At 56.7% G+C, this 21173-nt stretch carries 16 protein-coding genes and 2 pseudogenes; 15 read left to right on the top strand and 3 right to left on the bottom strand.

From position 1 onward, the window contains the following. The first annotated feature begins 388 nt into the window (after positions 1 to 388). Entirely contained in the window at positions 389 to 1951 is a 1563-nt protein-coding gene (locus ACWFUC_RS02760; protein ID WP_489624033.1) for an ankyrin repeat domain-containing protein, read from the top strand. Between the two features lie 179 nt (positions 1952 to 2130). Further along, positions 2131 to 2706 (top strand): carboxymuconolactone decarboxylase family protein, encoded by a 576-nt coding sequence (locus ACWFUC_RS02755; protein WP_489624032.1) that lies wholly within the window; start codon positions 2131 to 2133, stop codon positions 2704 to 2706. A gap of 50 nt (positions 2707 to 2756) precedes the next feature. On the opposite strand, the gene ACWFUC_RS02750 is transcribed toward ACWFUC_RS02755, so the two are convergent. Then, positions 2757 to 3686: an NADP-dependent oxidoreductase gene (locus ACWFUC_RS02750; protein WP_489624031.1), complete on the bottom strand. Its 930-nt coding sequence runs from the start codon at positions 3684 to 3686 to the stop codon at positions 2757 to 2759. 379 nt (positions 3687 to 4065) lie between these two features. On the opposite strand from ACWFUC_RS02750, the gene ACWFUC_RS02745 reads away from it, so the two are divergent. From ACWFUC_RS02745 to ACWFUC_RS02720, 6 genes are all read left to right on the top strand, one after another. Further along, a complete protein-coding gene (locus tag ACWFUC_RS02745) occupies positions 4066 to 4437 on the top strand; it encodes a cobalt transporter (protein WP_489624030.1) in 372 nt (123 codons plus the stop codon). 69 nt (positions 4438 to 4506) lie between these two features. Then, positions 4507 to 5793: a TolC family protein gene (locus ACWFUC_RS02740; protein WP_489624029.1), complete on the top strand. Its 1287-nt coding sequence runs from the start codon at positions 4507 to 4509 to the stop codon at positions 5791 to 5793. Between the two features lie 8 nt (positions 5794 to 5801). After that, positions 5802 to 7052, top strand: a complete 1251-nt coding sequence (locus tag ACWFUC_RS02735) for an efflux RND transporter periplasmic adaptor subunit (protein WP_489624028.1) — start codon at positions 5802 to 5804, stop codon at positions 7050 to 7052. Positions 7053 to 7081: 29 nt separating this feature from the next. Continuing rightward, the gene (locus ACWFUC_RS02730; protein WP_489624027.1) at positions 7082 to 10261 is read left to right on the top strand and encodes a CusA/CzcA family heavy metal efflux RND transporter; all 3180 of its coding nucleotides are present in this window, start codon (positions 7082 to 7084) and stop codon (positions 10259 to 10261) included. 247 nt (positions 10262 to 10508) lie between these two features. Beyond that, the gene (locus ACWFUC_RS02725; protein ID WP_199900288.1) at positions 10509 to 11096 is read left to right on the top strand and encodes a mechanosensitive ion channel family protein; all 588 of its coding nucleotides are present in this window, start codon (positions 10509 to 10511) and stop codon (positions 11094 to 11096) included. Between the two features lie 171 nt (positions 11097 to 11267). Next, positions 11268 to 11759 (top strand): DinB family protein, encoded by a 492-nt coding sequence (locus tag ACWFUC_RS02720; RefSeq protein ID WP_489637433.1) that lies wholly within the window; start codon positions 11268 to 11270, stop codon positions 11757 to 11759. A gap of 87 nt (positions 11760 to 11846) precedes the next feature. Here the strand turns inward: ACWFUC_RS02720 and ACWFUC_RS02715 are convergent, their stop codons facing one another. After that, complete coding sequence (locus tag ACWFUC_RS02715) at positions 11847 to 12917, bottom strand: extracellular catalytic domain type 1 short-chain-length polyhydroxyalkanoate depolymerase (RefSeq protein WP_489624025.1); 1071 nt, start codon at positions 12915 to 12917, stop codon at positions 11847 to 11849. Between the two features lie 467 nt (positions 12918 to 13384). Between ACWFUC_RS02715 and ACWFUC_RS02710 the strand changes: the two genes are divergently transcribed. Continuing rightward, positions 13385 to 14407 (top strand): toxin-antitoxin system YwqK family antitoxin, encoded by a 1023-nt coding sequence (locus ACWFUC_RS02710; protein WP_489624024.1) that lies wholly within the window; start codon positions 13385 to 13387, stop codon positions 14405 to 14407. A gap of 180 nt (positions 14408 to 14587) precedes the next feature. Here the strand turns inward: ACWFUC_RS02710 and ACWFUC_RS02705 are convergent, their stop codons facing one another. Continuing rightward, entirely contained in the window at positions 14588 to 15274 is a 687-nt protein-coding gene (locus ACWFUC_RS02705; protein WP_489637432.1) for a hypothetical protein, read from the bottom strand. Between the two features lie 125 nt (positions 15275 to 15399). On the opposite strand from ACWFUC_RS02705, the pseudogene ACWFUC_RS02700 reads away from it, so the two are divergent. The 6 genes and pseudogenes from ACWFUC_RS02700 to ACWFUC_RS02675 form a co-directional block, all read left to right on the top strand. Continuing rightward, a pseudogene (locus tag ACWFUC_RS02700) lies at positions 15400 to 15660 on the top strand (DDE-type integrase/transposase/recombinase); the annotation flags it as partial. Further along, a pseudogene (locus ACWFUC_RS02695) lies at positions 15648 to 15758 on the top strand (hypothetical protein); the annotation flags it as partial. The pseudogenes ACWFUC_RS02700 and ACWFUC_RS02695, both read left to right, overlap by 13 nt. A gap of 18 nt (positions 15759 to 15776) precedes the next feature. After that, on the top strand, positions 15777 to 16679 hold the full coding sequence (locus ACWFUC_RS02690; RefSeq protein WP_489637634.1) for a hypothetical protein: 903 nt from the start codon (positions 15777 to 15779) through the stop codon (positions 16677 to 16679). After that, positions 16666 to 18123, top strand: a complete 1458-nt coding sequence (locus ACWFUC_RS02685) for an ATP-binding protein (protein WP_489624021.1) — start codon at positions 16666 to 16668, stop codon at positions 18121 to 18123. Before ACWFUC_RS02690 ends, ACWFUC_RS02685 begins: the two co-directional genes overlap by 14 nt. A 20-nt stretch (positions 18124 to 18143) precedes the next feature. Beyond that, entirely contained in the window at positions 18144 to 19949 is a 1806-nt protein-coding gene (locus tag ACWFUC_RS02680) for a TnsD family Tn7-like transposition protein (protein WP_489637431.1), read from the top strand. A gap of 144 nt (positions 19950 to 20093) precedes the next feature. Continuing rightward, on the top strand, positions 20094 to 20297 hold the full coding sequence (locus ACWFUC_RS02675; RefSeq protein WP_204726912.1) for a hypothetical protein: 204 nt from the start codon (positions 20094 to 20096) through the stop codon (positions 20295 to 20297). Positions 20298 to 21173: the final 876 nt, after the last annotated feature.

Genomic DNA, 21173 nt, shown 5'->3' with positions numbered 1-21173 from the left:
GCGTCTGCCATGGAGTCTAGTGACGGGGTGGGATGCAGACTATTTCCTTTTTTTTCTGCATTCATAACTGCGGGGAATGGATCGGGAGTCGGCACCGATGGGGCCGGATCGCGCCGTTGTGCGAGCAAAGCTGCAGCCAAGTGAAGATTGATTCTCGTCAAGCGAGAACTTAAAGAATCCGGACGGACTCTACAGCAGCACTGTCCGGTACTGCGCCGCTGGCGTCGGTTCCCGATCGTTTTCCCGTCCAACTGAGATCCCGCGCGCCATGCAACCACAAGAAAACTCATCGCCAGAATCCCGCTCACCCCAAACTCCAACCCTGGAAGACCCATCACCAGAACATTTGCCATCCACGGCCGCTGCCGTACGCAACCCATGGGGCAGCATGGTGCTGTTCCTCTCGGGGTTGCTGTTGTGGGGGCCATTCGGGTTGGCCGTCTTCACGCTATCCACGGCCAGATTCGGAGCTACCGGGATGGGCCCGCTGGCGGGGGTCTATCTGGTCGGGGCACTGTTCGACTTCGTCATGTACGTTGCATTGGCCGGCGGCTGTCTGCTGGCGATCTACGCCTGCATCCAGAAGCCATGGCAGAACAAGCCGGTGTCGATACTGTTCGTCTTGCAGCTGATCACCCTCGTGGGATTCGTCATCCTGGGTGAGCTATCCGGCAAGTCGATCTTGGAGCCGGTGCAGAAGATCGTCCGAAACATCGGTAGCACGTCGCACGACGGGCGGGACATTCCTTCGCAGTTTTGGGAGGTCATGGGTGCCCCCTCCGGGAATGATGGCACGCGTCATCCCAGTGATGTGGAGGCTGCGCGCAAGATGGTGATTTCCAGCGTCAAACTGCAGCGCCAGCTCCAGGATGACGTCCTCTACTTGCTGTGCCAGGTGGCGGGATTCACCGACGTCCAGGGTCTCGAATTCATCACCAAAGAACTTCGGTTCGGGCCCACATTCGCTTGCTCCTTCGCGCAGGCGGCCGAATCGGCGATGGAACAGCACAACTATGCTGCTGCGGCCTGGCTCGTCGATCGGGCGGACGACGCAGCGTTGCCGCGCCTTTGGGGTCGGATGCTGATGAGCGTGGACCATCACCAGCAGGACAACGTGAAGCCCGGCGAGATCGACATCGAAACCCGAGCGCTGCCGATATTTGAAAGCATGCTCAAGCGTGGCTTGCCCATGGGGCCATTGCCCGGGAGCGCTTCGTTGCTGCACGGCGCCATCTTCGAGGGACAGCCGAAGGTGGCTGCGCTGTTGCTTGCCCATGGTGCTGATCCCAATGAGCGACCAAACAATTCTCCGCCACTCATTTTCATGGCTGTCAAGGCAGGACCGGCATTTCTCCGACCGTTCCTGGCAACCCCGGGGCTGCGGCTCGATGTAGTCGGCCGCAGCGGTGAATCTCTCATGGCCGCTGCCCTGGGAAGCAACAATACAGAGACGCTCAGCCTCTTGCTGGAGGCGGGTGTGCGTTTCAACCCGACTGCGCTGGACGTGCTTGAGATCAAAGACCTGAAGCTCATGCAAATCATGCTCGATCATGGATTGAACCCGCGTTGGCGCGATGCTGAGGGCAATACCTTGCTGGCCTATTTCTATCGTACCGACAATTTCCCTGACATCGCGGCCATGCTGGTCAAGGCGGGATTGCCGGTGAATGCGCGCAATCGTTACGGTGCAACCATCCTCAATTACGTCTCGGCGGATGACTTCCGTACCGACGCCCGGGATGCCTTGATCGCACTGGGGGCAAGGCCGGGTAAAACCGACCAGCGACTGCTGATGCAGTATCCGCGTGGTGGAGCGGCTGCCGGGGTGAGTTACGAGATCCGCTTGCAGACCGGCAAGAAAATCACGGGCAGAACGGATATCTTCGGCAAGACCAGCTGGGTGCCGGATGGTACGCCCTATGAGTCGGAGCGGGTGTGGTCCAGTCCGTGAAGCGATGGGTCAAGGCCTGTCGTTCTGTGCTCCGGCAGCATGGTGCGGAGCACGTGGGCTATGGCGGGTCGCCTGATCCGTCCCATCGGGTTGGCCTCATCGCACCCGCGTGGCCGGATCGGGCAGTATCATGCCGGTTCACACAAACTCCTTCTCCAACCAAAAACCACGCCGCACACATGCCCGAATCCCGCCTCCCGTCAGTGGACATCACCACCGCCACCCCCGCCCAAAAGGAAGTCCTGGACGATATCCTGAAGGGCCCGCGCGGCAACCTCGCCGGCCCCTTCCTGTCCTGGATCCACAGTCCCGAACTGGCCCAGCATGCGCAGAAGCTGGGCGCATTCTGCCGCTATCACACGCAGCTGCCCTTGTCCCTGTCGGAACTGGCCATCTTGTGCACCGCCGCCAGGTGGCAAGCCCAGGCCGAATGGCAGATCCACCATCCGATCGGGATCGAAGCGGGACTGGATGTGGCCAACGTCGAACGGATCCGGCGCGGCGAGCGCCCTGACTTCGCTGCGCGTGATGAACAGATGATCTGGGAACTGGTAGAGGAACTCTACGAGACCAAACGCATTTCCGACCCCTTGTACCGGGAAGCCGAACAGCGTTTCGGCATCGAGGTGCTGGTCAATCTCGTGGGTCTGTTGGGTTACTACTCCCTGGTGGCGATGACCCTGAATGTCTTCCATGTGCGCCACGGCGATGGCGCGCTGCCCTTTGCGGAACAGACCGGTCAAGCTGCGCGTTGAGCGGAGGGCGACCCTGGCGGAAATTCAAACATTCCGCCCCCATGTTTGAATCAGGGGATATCCAGCACGATCCGGCCGCGCGCTGCCTTGCCTGACTCCAGCAAGGCATGCGCGCGGGCAGCTTCGGCCAGCGGGAAGCACTGGCCGACCGTCGGCACCCATACGCGTTCCTCTGCCAGCTTCGCCACCGCGCGCAGGCACTCCGGGGCATCATCAATCATCGCGCGGACCACGCGCACCTTGAATTCCTCGCCACGCTCCCGGATCGGTGCCGCGACCAGCCAGACCAACTGGCCGCCCGGCTTGAGCACCGGATAGGAACGGTCGTGGGTGTCCCCGCCCACCAGGTCGAAGACGACATCCACTCCACGCAGCGCCGAAAAATCCTCCTTGTCATAGGCAATGACGCCGGTCGCGCCCAGTGCCAGGACAACGTCCCGGTTGGCGCTGCTGCAGGTCGCCCAGACCTCGGCCCCCAGATGCAGCGCCAGCTGGATCATCAGACTCCCCACTGCACCCGACCCGGCGTGCACCAGTACCTTCATCCCGCTGCGCACCTGCGCCGTCCTGACGATGGGGATCCAGGCACTGGCACCGGGCTGCAACAAGGCGGCTGCCTGCCTGGCCGAGAGCGTGGACGGCTGCCTGACCACGCGCGCGGCCGGCACAACGATGCTGTCGGCGTAGCTGCCCTGGCCGAACATGTCGGCCATCACGCACACGGGCTCACCGACAGGGAGACCCTCTGCCCGCGATTCGACGATCACGCCGGCACCGTCGCGGCCCGGTACCTTGGGCAGCGTCAACGCCAGCAGAGCTTGCAGCAGGCCCGCGCGCAGCTTGGCATCCAGCGGAGCCACGCCCGCCGCGCGCAGGCTGACGCGGACCTGGCCGGGTTCCAGCGGGAACTGCGCAATGGCTTCCAGGGCCATGACATCGGGCGGGCCATACTGGTGATAGCGGATGGCTTGCGTATTCATCGTGTGTCTTTCATGGAGTGCTGGTGAAGATGCCACATTCCTCCTCGCAGGAGGCCATGCACGGATACTAGAGAGTCGTCTCACGGTAGTGCAAATCGGTCCTGCCGATTCAGCCGATCAGCCTTGCTGATGCAAGGCCAGCCTGGCCGAAGTCATTACAGCGCTGTAATGACTCGGCAATCTTTCTGTCTCCACCCGCTCCTTAGTATTTATTCCCGGAAACCACGCGTTTGGGCCAGCCGATGCAGGCCCGCATAGCGCAAGGCCTTTGACGCGTCGCTGTACGACGGTGCATAATCGCCCCCGCTTCTTGCCAGCGTCGCCTCCCCGTCCCGTGGCTGCCGACCGGACTGGCTGGTCGCCATTTCTCATTTCCACCATGCGTGCACTGATTCTCCTGCTTGCTTTCCTGTTGCCGATGCAGCTCTCCTGGGCGGCCGTGGCATCGTATTGCCAGGCGGAAAAGGAGAGCACGTCCGCGCACCTGGGACATCACGACCACCCCGCCGCCGAGACGCACGCGCAGGCGAAATCCTTGGACTCCAAGGAATCCAAGGAATCCAAAGCAGGGGAGCTCGACCTGGATTGTTCCCTCTGCCACTTCTGCGCCATGAAGTCGGTACAGGCCGGCAGCAGGCTCCTCATCGCGCCGCTGGCCACGCGTGTATCCGCCCATTTCAAGCACGTTTCCCATCCTGCCTCCCACATCGCGGACGGGCCCGACAAGCCCAACTGGCTGCTCGCCGCCTGAGTCGGCGAGGACACTTCTTTCCCATCATCTGCTCTCGCCGAATTCCCCTTTTCATCACCGGAGAATTCGATGTTTCGTCACAGCTTCATGCTGGGGCTGGCGCTGCTTGCGGCCAGTTCCAGCCATGCGCAATCATCCGCGCAATCCAACCCGCAATCCATTCTGCCCGCCACGGCATCCGCCCTGGAACGGGAAGCCGGCCCGCTGTCGCTGCAAGCCGCGATCAGCCTGGCCTTTGACCACAACAAGACGCTGGCCGCCGCCCGCAAAGAGATCGAGGCTGTCGAGGCCACGATCCTGCAAGCGGGTGCCCGGCCCAATCCGGAATTCTCGGCACTGATCGAGGATGTCCGCAAATCCAGCCGCACCACGACCTACCAGATCAATCAAGCCATCGAACTCGGCGGCAAGCGCGGTGCCCGCATCGAGGCTGCGCAGCGTGCCCGCGACATGGCCGTGCTGGAATACGCCGCCAAACGCAGCGAACTGCGCGCCGCCGTGGTGGCCGCGTATGTCGATGTGATGGTGGCCGCCGAGCGGCAGCGTCTTGCCGGCGAACTGCTCGGATTGGCCAAGACCGCGACCGAGATGACGGGGCGGCGCGTCACGGCAGGCAAGATTTCTCCCGTCGAACAGACCAAGGCGCAGGTGGCGCAGTCCGGCGCGCAACTGGAGCTCAGTCAAGCCAACAGCGAGCTGCTCCTCGCACGGAGAACCCTCGCGATGCTGTGGGGCGGTGGCAATGACCGCGTTCAGTTGAGTGAAGGCGGCGTCGAGTCCCTGCCGCCTTTGCCGGCGATTGCACAACTGACCGAACAGGTCGCCAACGGTCCGGCCGTGCGCCTGGCCCGGCTTGAAGTCGAGCGCCGCCGTGCACTGGCCCGGATCGAGACCAGCAAGCGCACACCCGATGTGAGCCTGATCCTGGGCAACAAGCGCGATGAATCCAGTGCCCGCAACATGTGGGTGGTGGGTGTCTCCGTGCCCATCCCGGTCTTCGACAGCAACCAGGGCAATGAGCTGGAAGCCTTGAAGCGCGTCGATATCGCACGCGATGCCTTGGCGGTGGCCGAGGTGCAGATGCAGGGCGAGGCCGCGCAGGGCTTCGAGCGCCTGCGCAATGCCAGGGAAGAGGCCACGGCCTTGCGCAACGACATCGTTCCGGCCGCGCAATCGGCCTACCAGGCCGCCCGTACCGGATTTGAAGCGGGCAAGTTCGCTTACCTGGACGTCCTTGACGCCCAGCGCACCTATTTCCAGGCCAAGGCGCAGTACTGGAAAGCCCTGTCCACCGCCTTCCAGGCCGCCGCCGATCTTGATCGCCTGGCCGGCGTCGAGACCCTTCCAGCAGAGTGAGAACAACCATGACAAAGAAGCAGACATTCACCATCGCGGCGATCATCGCCATTGCAGCGCTCGTGTCGGGAATCATCCTGATGAAGGGCAACTCCGCTCAGGGCAGCAACGCCAGGCCGGACGCTCATCAGGAAGATGGCGAGCATCGTGAGGAGGGCGGTCACAAGGACAAGAGTGCGCATGATGAGCACAAGGACGACGAGCACAAGGAAGGTGAGCACAAGGAAGAAGGAAAGATCGCCCTGAGCAAGGAACAGATTGCCGCTGCCGGCATCCGGGTCGACACGGCCGGTCCCCTGCAGATCAGGTCGACCGTGCAGCTGCCGGGCGAGATCCGTTTCAATGAAGATCGCACTGCGCACGTGGTGCCGCAGGTCGCCGGCATCGTCGAATCGGTCTCGGCCAATCTGGGCCAGAAGGTCAAGAAAGGGCAGGTGCTGGCGGTCATCAGCAGCAGTGCCGTCTCCGAGCAGCGCTCCGATCTGCTCAATGCAGAACAGCGCCTGTCGCTGGCCCGCAGCGCGTATCAGCGCGAGAAGCACCTGTGGGAACAGAAGATTTCTGCCGAACAGGATTATCTGCAAGCGCAAGCCGCGCTGCGCGAGGCCGAGGTGGCGGTGCGCAATGCGCAGCAGAAGCTGCGGGCCATCGGTGCGACGGGCACATCGTCCGGTAACCTCAACCGCTATGAAATCCGCGCGCCCTTCGACGGCATCGTGGTCGAGAAACATCTCGGCCTGGGCGAGGCCGTGCGCGAGGACGCCAATGCCTTCCTGATCTCCGATCTCTCCAGTGTCTGGGCCGAGATCATCGTCTCGCCCAAGGACATGCAGGTAGTCCGGGTCGGCGAGAAGGTGGTGGTGCGCGCCACCGCCTTCGATGCCAGTGCCGAAGGCAAGATCTCCTACGTCGGCTCCCTGATCGGTGAACAGAGCCGCACGGCCAAGGCCCATGTGGTGTTGCCCAATACCGGCGATCTCTGGCGTCCGGGCCTGTTCGTCAATGTCGAGGTGATCGCCGGCGAGACGCAGGTCCCGGTGGCCGTTGCAGCCGATGCCATCCAGACCGTCGAGGGCAAGAACGTGGTGTTCGTCCGTGATGCGGATGGCTTCGTGGCCAGGGAAGTACGCCTGGGACGTTCCGATGGCAAGTCCGTCGAGATCACCTCCGGCCTCGATGCCGGCACCGCCTTTGCCGCCACCGGCAGCTTCGCCATCAAGGCTGAACTGGGCAAGGGTTCCGCCGAGCACAGCCACTGACCAGCGCGACTTCAGGAAAGACGACAATCATGTTTGAACGCATCATTCGTTTTGCCATCGAGCATCGATGGCTGGTCCTGCTGGCGGTGCTCGGCATGGGCGCGTACGGGATCTACAGCTACCAGAAGCTGCCCATCGACGCCGTCCCCGACATTACCAATGTGCAGGTGCAGATCAATACCGCCGCGCCCGGCTATTCACCGCTGGAGACCGAACAGCGCATCAGTTATCCGATCGAGACCGTCATGTCGGGACTGCCGCATCTGGAACAGGTGCGCTCGCTCTCGCGCTACGGGCTGTCGCAGGTGACGGTGATCTTCAAGGACGGCACCGACATCTACTTTGCGCGGCAACTGGTCAATGAACGCATCCAGCAGGCCAGAAGCCAGCTGCCCCCCGGCATCGATCCCGGCATGGGACCGATCTCCACCGGCCTGGGCGAGATCTACCTGTGGACGGTAGAGGCCAGGGAGGACGCACGCAAAGCCGATGGCACGCCCTATACCGCCACCGACCTGCGCGAGATCCAGGACTGGGTCATCAAGCCGCAACTGCGCCTGGTGCCGGGCGTCACCGAGATCAACACCATTGGCGGCTTCGCCAGGGAGTATCTGGTGGCACCCTCACCGGAGAAGCTGGCCTCCTACGGCATGACCATGGACACGGTCGTCAAGGCGCTGGAGAAGAACAACAACAACGTCGGCGCCGGCTACATCGAGCGGCGCGGCGAGCAATACCTGATCCGTGCACCGGGCCAGGTTGGCTCCAACGAAGATATTGGCAACATCGTCCTGGCCAACGTCAAGGGCGTGCCGATCCGCGTGCGCGATGTGGCCGAGGTGGGGATTGGTCAGGAACTGCGCACCGGTGCCGCCACCGAGAATGGCCGCGAAGTGGTGCTGGGCACCGTGTTCATGCTGATCGGCGAGAACAGCCGCAAGGTCTCGCAGGCGGTGGACAAGAAGATGCGCGAGATCAATCGCACCCTGCCTCAGGGCGTGGAGGCAGTGACCGTGTATGACCGTACCGTACTGGTCGACAAGGCCATTGCCACCGTCAAGAAGAATCTGGTCGAAGGGGCCTTGCTGGTGGTGGCGGTGTTGTTCGTCTTCCTCGGCAACATCCGCGCGGCCATCATCACAGCCACCGTGATTCCGCTGGCGATGCTGTTCACCTTCACCGGGATGGTCTCCAACAAGGTGAGTGCCAACCTGCTCAGTCTGGGCGCGCTGGACTTCGGCATCATCATCGATGGCGCGGTGGTGATCGTGGAAAACTGCGTGCGCAGGCTGGCCCATGCACAGCATCATCATGGGCGCACACTCACCCGCAGCGAGCGCTTCCATGAAGTCTTTGCTGCGGCCAGGGAGGCGCGCCGCCCGCTGCTGTTCGGCCAGCTGATCATCATGATCGTGTATCTGCCGATGTTTGCGCTCACTGGCGTCGAGGGCAAGATGTTCACGCCGATGGCCTTTACCGTCGTGGCGGCGCTGGTCGGCGCGATGATCCTGTCGGTCACCTTCATTCCCGCCGCCATCGCCCTCTTCATCGGCGAGCGCGTCGCGGAGAAGGAGAACGTCATGATGGCCTGGGCCAAGCGCCTGTATGAGCCGATGCTCAAGCGCATCATGGACAACAAGGCCGTGGTGCTGACCTTGGCCGGGGCCCTGATCGTGGTGTGCGGTGCAGTGGCTACGCGCCTGGGAACGGAGTTTGTACCAAGTTTGAACGAAGGTGACATGGCGGTGCAGGCGCTGCGCATTCCCGGTACCAGCCTGAGCCAGTCGCTCGAGATGCAAAAGCAGATCGAGCGCACGCTGAAGCAGACATTCCCCGAGATAGAACGCGTGTTCGCCCGCACCGGCACGGCCGAAGTGGCCTCCGATCCGATGCCGCCGAACATCTCGGATGGCTACATCATGCTCAAGCCGCAGGACCAGTGGCCCCAGCCGAGAAAGACACACGAAGAGTTGCTGACCGCGATCCAGACCGAAGTAGAAAAGATCCCGGGCAACAGCTACGAGTTCTCGCAACCCATCCAGCTGCGCTTCAACGAGCTGATCTCGGGTGTGCGCAGTGACGTCGCGGTGAAGGTCTTTGGTGATGACATGAAGGTGCTCAACGAGACGGCGGCCAGGATATCGGCAGTGCTGGAGAAGATCCCCGGTGCCACCGAAGTCAAGATCGAACAGACTACCGGCCTGCCGATGCTGACGGTGGACATCGATCGCCAGAAGACGGCGCGCTATGGACTCAATGTCTCGGACATCCAGGACACCATCGCCACCGCCATCGGCGGCAAGGAAGCCGGAACGCTGTTCCAGGGCGACCGCCGCTTCGCCATCGTGGTGCGCCTGCCTGATCAGGCCCGCACGGATCTGGAAGCCATCCGCGGCCTGCCGGTGGCCTTGCCGCTGCAGGAGGGCGCGCAGCGTACCAGTTACGTTCCGCTGGGTGAGGTCGCCACGCTCAACATCGCGCCGGGTCCCAACCAGATCAGCCGCGAAGATGGCAAGCGCCGCATCGTGGTCAGCGCCAACGTGCGCGGACGGGACCTGGGTGGTTTCGTGGCTGATGCCGAGCGCCAGTTGCAGTCCGAGGTCAGGATTCCGACCGGTTACTGGACCACCTGGGGCGGCCAGTTCGAGAACCTGCAATCGGCCACGCAGCGTCTGCAGATCGTCATTCCCGTGGCTTTGCTGATGGTGTTCGTGCTGTTGTTTGCCATGTTTGGCAACGTCAAGGATGGCTTGCTGGTGTTTACCGGCATTCCGTTTGCACTGACCGGCGGCATTCTCGCGCTGGCCTTGCGCGACATCCCGATGTCGATCTCGGCGGCGGTGGGCTTCATTGCGCTGTCCGGGGTGGCGGTGCTCAACGGGCTGGTGATGATCTCCTTCATCCGCAGTCTGCGCGAGGAGGGGCGGTCGCTGGATGTGGCCATTCACGAGGGCGCCATGACCCGCTTGCGTCCGGTGCTGATGACGGCGCTGGTGGCTTCGCTGGGTTTCGTGCCGATGGCGCTGGCGACCGGGACCGGTGCCGAAGTGCAGCGTCCGCTGGCTACCGTGGTCATTGGCGGCATCCTGTCCTCGACGGCGCTGACCTTGCTGGTGCTGCCGCTGCTGTATCGGCTGGCGCATGCGGGGGATGAAGAGGGCGTGGTGCGCCGGTCTGGATTTTGGCGGAAGAGGAGGGGGGCAGCATGAGGGCGTCAACTATTCATCAGCAGGCGACACATTGACGGGAAGGAGGGCCTGCGATGGCTCTCCTTTTTTTATCAGGGGCTTTGTCCGCTGATGTAACGAAGTCAGTTTTTCCGTTGAAACTGGTTTACTCTGTGCGCTGTTTCGACGTTGCCGGATCACGATGGATGTTCAGGGCACTTTTTCTGCAGGTGGGGTGTCGGTGCATGATCGGGAACGCATCGTCAAAATGATTTTCAAGAGGAAATGAATGAACAGAGTATTGCAGTCCATCCACGATAACCTGCCGCAATGGATGGCCGACTGGTTCGACGTGCTCGTGCCGGCGACGGAGGTGGTCCTGATCTTCCTGCTGGCGCTGGCCATCATGCGGGTGGCCCGAAGCGTGATGGCCAGGATCGCGCGGACTTACGGACTGCCGGCCACGGCCGTCATGCTCACGCAGCGGGTACTGGGATTTTTCATCTATGGCGGTGCCATGCTGTGGGCGCTGGAGCGCATGGGCGTCTCCGGGGCGGTACTGTGGTCTGCGTTCACCGGGTTTGCTGCTGTGGGTGCGGTGGCTTTCTTTGCGGTGTGGAGCGTGTTGTCCAATCTGTTTTGCGCCATCCTGATCTTCACCACCAGCCCGTTCCGCGTGGGGGATCTGATCGAGGTGCTGGAGGGCGGCGACAAGCCCGGCGTGAAGGGGCGCGTGCTGGATATCAATCTGGTCTATACCACCTTGCTGGAGGAAGGGCAGGAGCAGGAAGCGAAGACAACTTTGCAGCTGCCCAACAGCATGTTCTTTCAGCGGATTGTGCGGAGGTGGAATGATGAGGGCGGGGTTGTACTTTAGGCGTGACTGCTGGCAAGCATGCAGGAATGATGCATGCATCTCCGTATATCAAAGCTCCGTTGCTGATGGCGCATAGCCTCCTTCCAACATTGGAAGGCCTTGGCGCCATCGGCGTTCCCGGCGCAATACGCACCATTGAGGTATCGTTCAGGGCCAAGGAGAAAATTGGAAATGGACCTGATTAAAATCCTGGAATACAAGCATTGGTCGGACCGCCGCATTCTTGATGCGGTTGCGCAACTCACGCAAGAGAAACAACAGCGCGCGTTCGATTTCGCGCGGCAACAGTTGAACCACATGGTGCGTGTTGAGGAATGGTTCCAAGCCAGATTGCGTGGCGTGGCCGATCCGCATGACTCCACCAATACCGAGCACCTGCCTGAACTGGCTGAGCTGGAGGCCAGGCTGATGGCGGCGAACCAGTGGTTGCTGACCTATGCCAGGAGTCTCGGTCCCAGCCAGTTGAAGGAAGATATTTCTTTCACGTTCGTGGATGGGAAGCGCGGAAGACTCAGCCGCGAAGAAGTCATCTTTCACCTCATCAATCACGGCACTTACCATCGCGGGGCGATTGGCCATGCGCTTGATCTGGCCGTGGGGACACGTCCTGCCGATACTTACAACGTGTTCATTCATGCTGCAGAACCCGAGAGAAGGAACTAGCGCTCATCAAAATGCAGTCGTGTTTTGATGCATGGCTGATCGGCTTCGCGCTCCTTTCTTTTCGATAGTGCGGGTGACCAGGGTGTTTTACTTCATCCCCGGTTCCAAGCGATGCCGGGAGAAAAAATCGACAACCAGCCGACTGGCGTCCGGCCCCGCTGCATTGTAGGACAGGGTGGTGTCCCCGCCGCTCCAGGCGTGCCCCAGTCCCTCGATCAGCACGGATCGGATGATGAGCTTGCGTCCACGAAGATAGTCACGGGTTGCAACTATCCTGCGCCGAGGGTGTTTTTTGGAGGTGCGCCCGTAGGGCGTTTCCCGGGGAGGCTGCTCGGTCAAGCTCTGCGTGTGATTGAGTAAAAGAAACTGTTCCAGGAGCTGGCGCTGATTGACGGGCCGAACGATCTTGTCGTCCATCCCGCCGATGAGGATCGCAGGTAGTGCGCCCGTTCGGGGAAAGCGTGTGAGCGCCCGTTTGGCGGCGGCTGAAGCGCGCAGCGATCCATGCTGCATTACCGAGTACGCTCCGGCGGCATTGCTGCAGACCCCGGAAACGGGCGCTGCGTGCAGCGCGACAGCAGCGATGAGTTCGGGGTGCGTCAATGCCAGGAGATGTGCCAACGCTGCACCGGCCGAGATCCCGCAGACGTAGATGCGTTGCGGGTCGATGGGATGTGTTTTCAGGATCTCCTGGATCAGGGAGGCCACCGCTGCGACGTCACCTTCGCCCTTCTGGGCGTCCTGTGCATACCATCGCCAGCATCGGTGCGGATGGGCACGCAAGGATTGTTCGGGATACAGGACGGCGAAGCCGTGCTTTGCTGCGTACGCATTCATTCTGGTCCCTTGCGCAAAGTCGGCAGCGTTTTGCTGGCAGCCGTGGAGCATCACGATCAGGGGCAGCTCTGAAGGAGTGGGCTTGGGCAGGCAGAGGCGATACTGCAGTGAGTGGGTGGTGGCGGGGATATGATGGACTGCGGAGGTGACCGTGACTTCGGATGTGGATGCGCTGGCTGCACGGGGAGCGGTCTTGGGCTTGCGTATGGATGAGGTTTTGCTGCGGGGTGAAGCGGGCGAAAGAAAATCGAGAAGTTGTTTGCGCTGTACTTTCCCGGCTTTTTTCATGGCCGATAGCCACAGGCGGCTCAGTTTTTTCATCAGGATGATGCCAGTTGCAGAATGGGACTGTTTTGACCGTGGCGGCTGGGGGCGGGTTCGCTTGTGAAAGGGAAAAGACGCTGTTCTAGAACGCATCTCAGGACTATTTATGAAATGAGTTATAGATGACCTGAACAATGGTCATCCCGCTGGTCTCTCCGACGAGTAGTAAGGCAAGTCGGCCTACTACCCCGCGACCGTTTCTCCCTCCAGAGCCCATTGAAAGGCCCGCTGGCTCTGAGGGCCACCTTTTTGACTTATTCAGATACCTTTCCCCTCTTTTGACGAGGATATGGCGCGGTACGCCTTCGTTCCTCTGTCTATTATCGAAATCTCCTACGTCGAGTCAGCTTTCGCATTATTCGCTGGGGCGCAAAACCCTTATTTCTTTTCGAACATATAATCTGTTCGCTGACGTGCTTAGGTAGTAAAAACCGCCAGCATGAAAATATAACCACAATGGGGGAATGAAAGTGCTCACATCTCGAATCGCAACCGTAGTTAGTATCTTCGGCAGCATCCTGCTCACTGCTTGCCAACCCAGTACGCTTGACTTCCGAAATGCCCAAATCTCAAACGGGAAAATCTATGAGGGGTCTAGCAACACTCCGTTCAACGGAAAGATAACGAATTTCCCAAGCGAGAAAATCTTCCCTGGGCAACACGGATTCCAGAAGTTTGCTGACACTATTGGCAACATCGTCGCAGGCAATGAGGGGGCAGCGCTCAAGAATCTTGGAATTCCCATGGCCGTCCCCCTGTCCCGCAATTTATTATGCGATTCGACTACTGAAGACGGTATCTTGGATGGTTCCATTCTGTGTAAGGAAAAAGGGTCTAACAACACAGCTATCGAGGGTAAGTTTAAAGGCGGTGTACTCAATGGGGATATGAAGCTGTACGCCACTCTTGGCCAAGGTAAAAAATACCGCGCAACGGTGTCATTCAGTGACGGACTGCCCAATGGAAAACAGGAGATTTACAGCGAAATATCGAATAAAAAAGTCAGCGTTTTTCATTGGTCGAAAGGTGTTGCCGATGGTGAAGAGGAACGGTTTGACGAGCAAACGGGAACGCGTACTCTCGTGGTAAATTATACGAATGGCAAGTATGATGGCGAATATTCACTCTACTCCGCCGATGGAAAACAAATCGGTAAAGGCGCCTACCAAAACGGTATCCTTCTCTTTGAAGAGACATTCGATCCGCAGACGGGGAAAATGACAGGCCATGCCGAATATAAGAATGGTCAGTTACAAGGCGTCGTCAAGCAATGGGATGCCAACGGAAACTTAGTTCTTGAGAAAACCTTTGATAATGGAGTAGAAGTAGGTTCTTCAAAAGTTGCTGCACCATTAGTTTCTGTTGATTCATGCGTAGACAAATGGATTGCCGCCTTCCGCAAAGAAAACGGTAATGAGGCTTTGGTGAACCATGACCAAATTGAAGAGTGGGAAAGTTGGTGTAAAGAAGGTAAGCAACCGAGCTAACTTGATCTGAAAGAATGAGGCCAGCATTGGCTCTCATAAGCCAGCAGGAGAAAAAGCCCGCAAGTTGCGGGCTTTTTTTTGTCCGAATGCTATGTAACGGAAACAGTGAACTGGCACCCGGATAGTGACATCCACAAGTGCTAAGCGCAGCTGGTACGCATAGGAATGTGCCTGATTCTCTTAGGCTCGAGTCTTTCCATTTTTCCTGTCACTGAATTCAAATGCGGCAGCGAGCAGCGTTACTTGCACTGCAAAAACAATGTCTTCAATGACCGTCGATAATGTGTACCAAGGCTTGGCTTTGACTATTGGAGTACACATATTTTTCACGACGTCGATAGATTCACACAATATCTGTGCGTGACTTTCCTGTGCTTTGTCGACATAGATATAAATGGCTAGCCCGAACACCGCGGTGGAGGCAAAGGCGATTGCCCAACTTTGTCCGCGGTCAGACTTGATCATATCCTTGGCGATAACCGGCAGGAAAAGGCCAAGGATGAATACATATAACAGCTTATAAGTAATCCATGATGGCACTATCAAATTCGGTGACATTTCTACGGGAGGGCGGGGGAAATACCCTTCAATAGCCATGCCAATAGCCGTGAATGCGCAATAGACAATCACTAACCAAATAATTGCCTTTTGTTCCCTGGGGCCACGGTTCAGATAAATGTATAAAACACTGAACACCATGCCCATGACGAATAGTTGTGGTTGATACGGGGGGCCTCCATCTAATGCATAAAGCGTTAGGGTGACAGCGTACGACCACGAAATAGCCCATCCCCATCCCCATTCGTCTTTGGTGCCTATTTTTACTTCAGCTACCTGAGAGTTTTCATCTAATTGTTCTTTTGACATTATTTTCTTTCTGATTTCGGAAGATGCATCTTTGTTTAACTATTATTTTTAGGAAATAGTTACCTCAATTTTATCGTGTATGCGTAACTGACTGTTACCTGCAGTTGGCACTATTCCTAGCTTGGCGCTTACCTGGAGCAACCAAGCCCAATTCGGTCTGGAGCTACGACTTTGTTCATGACCAGATGGTGGATGGACGCTCATTGAAGATGCTGTGCGTGATCGATGAATACACCAGGGAATGCCTGGCCATCGAAGTTGCTGCCAGTTTGCGCTCCCAGGATGTCATCCTGATGCTCTCGCGACTGATGCGGTTACATGGAAAGCCGGCCTACGTTCGGTCGGACAACGGAGCCGAGTTCACAGCGGCCATATCCCTCGCCAGCTTTACACAGATAGAGGTTCCGAATTTACATCCAAGGCAATAGAGGCATCCGTCGTTCGAGATCTCCGTATTGATGTTGACACTTTGCCTCCTGGAACACCAAACGGGAAACCGGTCGTGGAGCGATTCATTCGTTCTATGAAGCGCAAGATGGCCGAAAAAGGGCTAAAGGGTGTCTATGATGAACGACCGATGGATTTGCCGGGAAGACGTAAGGCCAAGCAGGCCGAAAATGCAGCTGCACTTTCTATATCCGAGTGTTACCGAGCTTTGATAGAAATTGTCATCGCTTATAACAATGAACCCCATAGCAGATTGCGAAAGTATAAGGAGTTGACTAGGGCCGGAATCCCGCCTACACCACAAGCTGCGTATCTATGGGGGTTGAAAAACAAAGCGGGTAGATATAGCTCACCGATTCCAGAATCCGATTTCGAGAAGATTCTTATGAGCCAGGATGTGGGGAGGTCGTTCAATGGCCTAGTGTACTTCCGAGATAGAGCGTATGCACCGGCGAACCTAGAGGCTCACGAGATAGTATCAAGTTCGCCCAAGAAGTCTCGCAGTGTCGAAATTCGAATGGATTTCACTGATCCGACCAAGCTTTACATTCCAAATACTAGGGGCCAATGGGCTGCTTTCGAAATGACACCAGGAGCGATTGCCTCCCTCGGAACTCTCACGTTGGATGAAGAGTTGGCGCTCAAAGACGAGAACAAGTACTTGTACGCGAGCGCAGACCACGAAGGCCGTATCCGGCGAGTGGCACAGATTTCTGAAAAGAGGTCCGTTTCAGCTGCAGCGGGGGGGGCAAGTGGGAGTGGTCAGCAAGAATACCACCGTGCCACAGAAACTCAAGCAATGAAACGGGCACTTGCCGGGCGGGGTGGCGGTAGCACTAAGAATGAAACGGGACAAGAAGCTACCGCAAAGACGATGGATTGGCGCATGCGAAAACAAATAGAAGAGGACGAGGCAGTCAATGCTTTGATCGAAGAGGACGAACATGAATCAGACTGACATCGATCACCAAGATCTTTGCGAAAATGCGGTTTACATTGAATCGGAGGTTGATCGTTTCCGAGGGAATCCTTTTATCGAGGCTCTTCCTGAGTTGCCAAAATCAAAAGCAGAATTCAAAAATCTCCTCAGAAATTCTCCTCCAATACCAACGGACAAAACCCGTAGTAAAAGCGAAGTTGCAAGGTTCATGGAGCTGCCGACTATTTTGGACACGGTGGTCGCATTTCCTGCTTACAAGGACGCCGCTTTGACGCTGTCAAGCCTTATCCCTGAAGCATATGTCTCTCGCAATCCATTGACGGTTGACGATGTTCGCAGGCGACATGCAATTATGGCGGCCTCACGTACCGGAGCAATTGCATTACCTGCCGGATGGCGTACTTCTTCGAAAGGTGCGTTGCTGACGTCGATTAGCGGTATGGGAAAGACTACGTTGGCTCTTTCGTTTTTATCCAGATATCCGCAAATGATCCGGCACGAGGAGTATGGCGGAAAGCAGTTTAGGAAAGTGCAGTTGGTTTGGTTGTATTTGCGTTGCTCACACGATGGGTCTCTGAAAGGATTGTGTATGCAATTCTTCGAGGCTATCGATGACCTTTTCAAGACGAATTATCAAAAAGAGGCAAGGTCCGTGAAGAGCGTTGCGCAGATGACAAATCTCATGAAACGGGTATGCACCGCAGTCAGTCTGGGATTGCTAGTGGTTGATGAGGTGCAGAATCTACGAAACGCCAAAGGCCCCGTTGCTGAACAGGTTTTGAACGTTTTCTCAGAGATTATTGAAGGACTCGGTATCAGCGTACTCGCGATCGCTACTCCTGCCTTGAGTAAGGTCTTGGAAAGAAGCGTTCGAAATACAAGAAAAATGATCTCTTTCGGCAGTATTCCAATTGAACCGATGAAGCGCGGATCGAGCTTGTGGACTTATTTTTCCACCACGATGTGGAAGTATATGTACACCAAAAATAAAGTCCCGCTTAGCAGTGCTCTTAGTGAGATTTGGTTCGATGTATCCGGGGGGAACACAGCTTTCGCCACGCTTGCTTTCATGCTTGTGCAGAGGAGAGCTATCGGTACGACAGAAACAATCAATACCTATGATTTTGAAGCTGTAGCAAATCATGAGATGGCTTTTCTAAAGCCGGCTATTGCTGCGCTGCGTTCCGGGACGCCAGCAGATCTTGCACGATTTGATGATCTCATTGATAGCGCTGGTCTTGAAAATCTCTGGAGAACAGCAGTCGGCGCGCCGGATACAGATGAACATGAGAATAACAATGGAGCGAATCAAGAAGAATTCCCTGAAAAGGAATTTAATAAGCCCGCGGTCAGAGGCAGCAAGGCCGACAAAGGGAGTGCTGCGGCGGGAGAATCCTCAAGTAAAGATGTGAGAGGAGGTATTTTGCTTCCGACAGAAGATGCATTTCCTGCACGTAGATAGGAAAGAGAAGAAGGGTAAGTATGCTCATCCCATATATTCCACGACTGCAGGAAGACGAGCTTCTTTACTCTTGGCTGGCTCGTCTATCACTCCTTAATGCACACGGCGAGGTTCGAGACTGGCTGCGTTATTTGTTCGGGTCCGAAAATGTAGTCGTGGCCGTGGATCTACCAAGCCGGCTACAGTACCTGTCAGATCTGCTGCAAGAGGAGTTCCCATTCAGCTCCGTTGATGAGGCCATTGAATTTGGCACGACGTATGCGATTCATCGACCTTTTATAGACTTAGATCGTCACGGACGAATTGTCTCTGACTTAAAAGGGAGTGATGGAAGAGCAATCAAATTCCTTTTGGGACGAGTGGCGAATGGCTTTGGTGCAGATCACGGAATTCACTACTGCCCAGAATGTGCGATGAACGACCTTGCCGTTGCCGGCCACATTTATTGGCATCGCAGTCACAACCTTCCTGCGATTAACTGTTGCCCGACACACGGGACTCGTCTGAGGACCTACATTCGCCCGGGCAGATCCTCTCATCATCAGCGTTTAGTGGCTCCCCCGACGATGATTAAAGCATCGTCCGGTGCTGCGGCAAGCCCCAGCGAGGTTAGGATTGCAGTGCTTGCGGAACAAATCATCAACTTGTCTTTGCCGCCAATACCCCTACTGCGTAGAACGTCCGCATATCGCGCGGCAGCATGCATTAATGGCTATGCCTTTGCCAATGGCCAGTTGGATAAGCGCGGGCTCGCGCGCGGGTTGATAGATTTTTTCGACGGTTTTTCTGGTTTCGAATTTAAAGATCGTCTGCTTTCAACGAGAAGAGACCCGGCACGATGGGTTTATGATCTTCTGGAACGCTCCGACAGAGCATTGCATCCATATTGTCATTTGCTGCTGATTGATTTTTTATGGGGAACCGCAACTGGATTCTTGGCGGCACTTCAGGATGAACCGCAGACCGGAAAAAAGCCCACCGAAATTACCACTAAAGCGCGCTCAGTAATCTCTAGAGAGCTACTAGAGAGCGATCTTTCGTGTCGCCGCGTTTCCGTACAGGCAGGAGTCTCGGTGGGCACGGTGATGTCCTGGAGATATCGAGCGGGTATAAACGTGGATAGACGAAGAAAGTCTATTCAAGAGAGTTGTGAGAGATCCACGATCAAGTTGCTATGCAGAGGTGTTTCGGCGCCTGAGGTGGCGCAGAGAATGGGAATATCTACGAGCTCTGTTCACCGCATAAAATTGCGAGAGATCAAACAGCTACAAGAGGCTAAATCTCGTCGCCAAGCTATAGAATTGACCGGCAACCGAAACCAATGGGAAGCCCTGATTAGGGAGGAAAAAGGAGCAGGTATAGCGCATGCGCGGAGAAAAGGATGTGCCGTATATGCATGGTTGTACAGGAATGATCGCGCATGGCTTCTCACAACAAACGAGCGATACCGGGTATGTAAGAAATCATCGACAAGAGTGGATTGGAAGAGTCGAGACGAAAAGCTTTGCAAACTAATTTCAAGATATTTTGAGGCTCTTAAAAGCATTCCCAATAGGTCAAGGATCTCGAAAAGTTCGCTCCTAAGACCATTCGATGCAACGATGATAAATAAGAATCTTCATCGAATGCCGCAACTCGCGAACTTGCTTATAGCATTGAGTGAGTCAGTAGAAGCGGATCAATTACGAAGAATTAGAAACGCTATCCAAGAGATGCGTGATTTATCTATCCCATTAACTAAATCTGGAATTGGGCGAAAAGCGGGTATCAAGGCCTGGAATCCTCAATTTCTAAAGACCGTTTTGGATGCCATGGGTAGATCTTGACGGGAACAGGATTAGTGCAGCAAAAATGTCAGGCTGTTTCCAAAAAATGACGCGCGATATCGCAAGTTTTTGAAAAATCGATCCCTCTTCCCTCGGTCTCTATAACCTATATTGAACTAGTATGACTTCTAATTGGAGCTGACAATGAGCCATCAATATATCCCGCCAGACGTCAAACTTGAGCACGCCTATGAAACCATTCACCGTTTAAAAATGGAGGGAGGGGACTTGGGATATGCGTATTGGGACAAGGTTGAAGACTTTCTGAAGAACGCTGATTCCTTTCGAAAACGTGCGCTAGCGGCAGAGGAAAAGCTGAGGAAAATATCCGCGGTTGTGGCGGAGTAGGTTGGTGCCGAGCCTTTTTGATGACTTGAGCTGGCTCAATTTATCGTCGACTACAGGCGGCTTCAGAAATAGGCCGTTCAGATGCGAACGTGTGTGGGAACTAGATGATTACCTAGTGAGATAGGACGATTCAAATGCTGTTGATCGGATGCCCGTCGAGAAAATTTCCAGGTGGAGTCAGATTTTCTTGATGGCGACGCGATCGAGGATGAGCTATCGCCGAGCATTTCCAAGTATGGTCACATCTAGCACTTCCCGTCCCTACGCGCTGTGGTTAGCCGGATTGTGTCCTAAACGTTGGGTAACCTAGGATGGTCTCCGGGCCCGGCGCGAGCACGAAGCGCCGGCAGCAGGCGGGCCAGCGCGCCACCAATGTCAAGCGCATGTCGTCGCGGATCAGGTGTTTGTGTCTCGATGGCACTGTCATCGTAGTAACGTAGCAGTGCCGACCAGATCTTGAGCGCGTACTGTAAGGATGCTGCGGTGTCGCACTTACGCGATGGGGTGTTGAATGTAGTGCGACACCATCAATCAAGATCATCGATTAACGGACGTGTACTGGATTGGCGGATTTCGCGTCGTTCATCTGGTGGCTTGCCCGGATGCCGGCCTCGATCAGATACGGTTCAGCGATCCGACGCAGTGTTTCGCGAGTGACCACAGTAAGTCGAGACTCATGTTGATATGCGGCAATGTGCCTCGATCCATTCGTGAGGGAGTATTCTGGGTACATTGCTTGATCAGATCGCATCGAATTGCTTGCTTTCCGGGAACTTGCCAAGCAATACTCCGAATTGTTCTTCAGTTTATATGCCAACGGCTACGAGTCGACTGCCGCAACACATCTATACAATCGTCCATATCCTGCTCCCCAGA

The organism is Herbaspirillum sp. Her4 (assembly GCF_057961335.1).
This window is presented reverse-complemented; position numbering and strand designations above follow the sequence as displayed.

What these genes read in the sequence shown, in the direction of transcription:
- ACWFUC_RS02730 (WP_489624027.1), top strand. Translation starts at nt 7,082, where the DNA reads ATGTTTGAACGCATCATTCGTTTTGCCATCGAGCATCGATGGCTGGTC.
- ACWFUC_RS02715 (WP_489624025.1), bottom strand. Translation starts at nt 12,917, where the DNA reads ATGAAAAAACTGAGCCGCCTGTGGCTATCGGCCATGAAAAAAGCCGGG.
- ACWFUC_RS02725 (WP_199900288.1), top strand. Translation starts at nt 10,509, where the DNA reads ATGAACAGAGTATTGCAGTCCATCCACGATAACCTGCCGCAATGGATG.
- ACWFUC_RS02710 (WP_489624024.1), top strand. Translation starts at nt 13,385, where the DNA reads ATGAAAGTGCTCACATCTCGAATCGCAACCGTAGTTAGTATCTTCGGC.
- ACWFUC_RS02685 (WP_489624021.1), top strand. Translation starts at nt 16,666, where the DNA reads ATGAATCAGACTGACATCGATCACCAAGATCTTTGCGAAAATGCGGTT.
- ACWFUC_RS02705 (WP_489637432.1), bottom strand. Translation starts at nt 15,274, where the DNA reads ATGTCAAAAGAACAATTAGATGAAAACTCTCAGGTAGCTGAAGTAAAA.
- ACWFUC_RS02740 (WP_489624029.1), top strand. Translation starts at nt 4,507, where the DNA reads ATGTTTCGTCACAGCTTCATGCTGGGGCTGGCGCTGCTTGCGGCCAGT.
- ACWFUC_RS02750 (WP_489624031.1), bottom strand. Translation starts at nt 3,686, where the DNA reads ATGAATACGCAAGCCATCCGCTATCACCAGTATGGCCCGCCCGATGTC.
- ACWFUC_RS02760 (WP_489624033.1), top strand. Translation starts at nt 389, where the DNA reads ATGGTGCTGTTCCTCTCGGGGTTGCTGTTGTGGGGGCCATTCGGGTTG.
- ACWFUC_RS02675 (WP_204726912.1), top strand. Translation starts at nt 20,094, where the DNA reads ATGAGCCATCAATATATCCCGCCAGACGTCAAACTTGAGCACGCCTAT.
- ACWFUC_RS02735 (WP_489624028.1), top strand. Translation starts at nt 5,802, where the DNA reads ATGACAAAGAAGCAGACATTCACCATCGCGGCGATCATCGCCATTGCA.
- ACWFUC_RS02720 (WP_489637433.1), top strand. Translation starts at nt 11,268, where the DNA reads ATGGACCTGATTAAAATCCTGGAATACAAGCATTGGTCGGACCGCCGC.
- ACWFUC_RS02680 (WP_489637431.1), top strand. Translation starts at nt 18,144, where the DNA reads ATGCTCATCCCATATATTCCACGACTGCAGGAAGACGAGCTTCTTTAC.
- ACWFUC_RS02755 (WP_489624032.1), top strand. Translation starts at nt 2,131, where the DNA reads ATGCCCGAATCCCGCCTCCCGTCAGTGGACATCACCACCGCCACCCCC.
- ACWFUC_RS02745 (WP_489624030.1), top strand. Translation starts at nt 4,066, where the DNA reads ATGCGTGCACTGATTCTCCTGCTTGCTTTCCTGTTGCCGATGCAGCTC.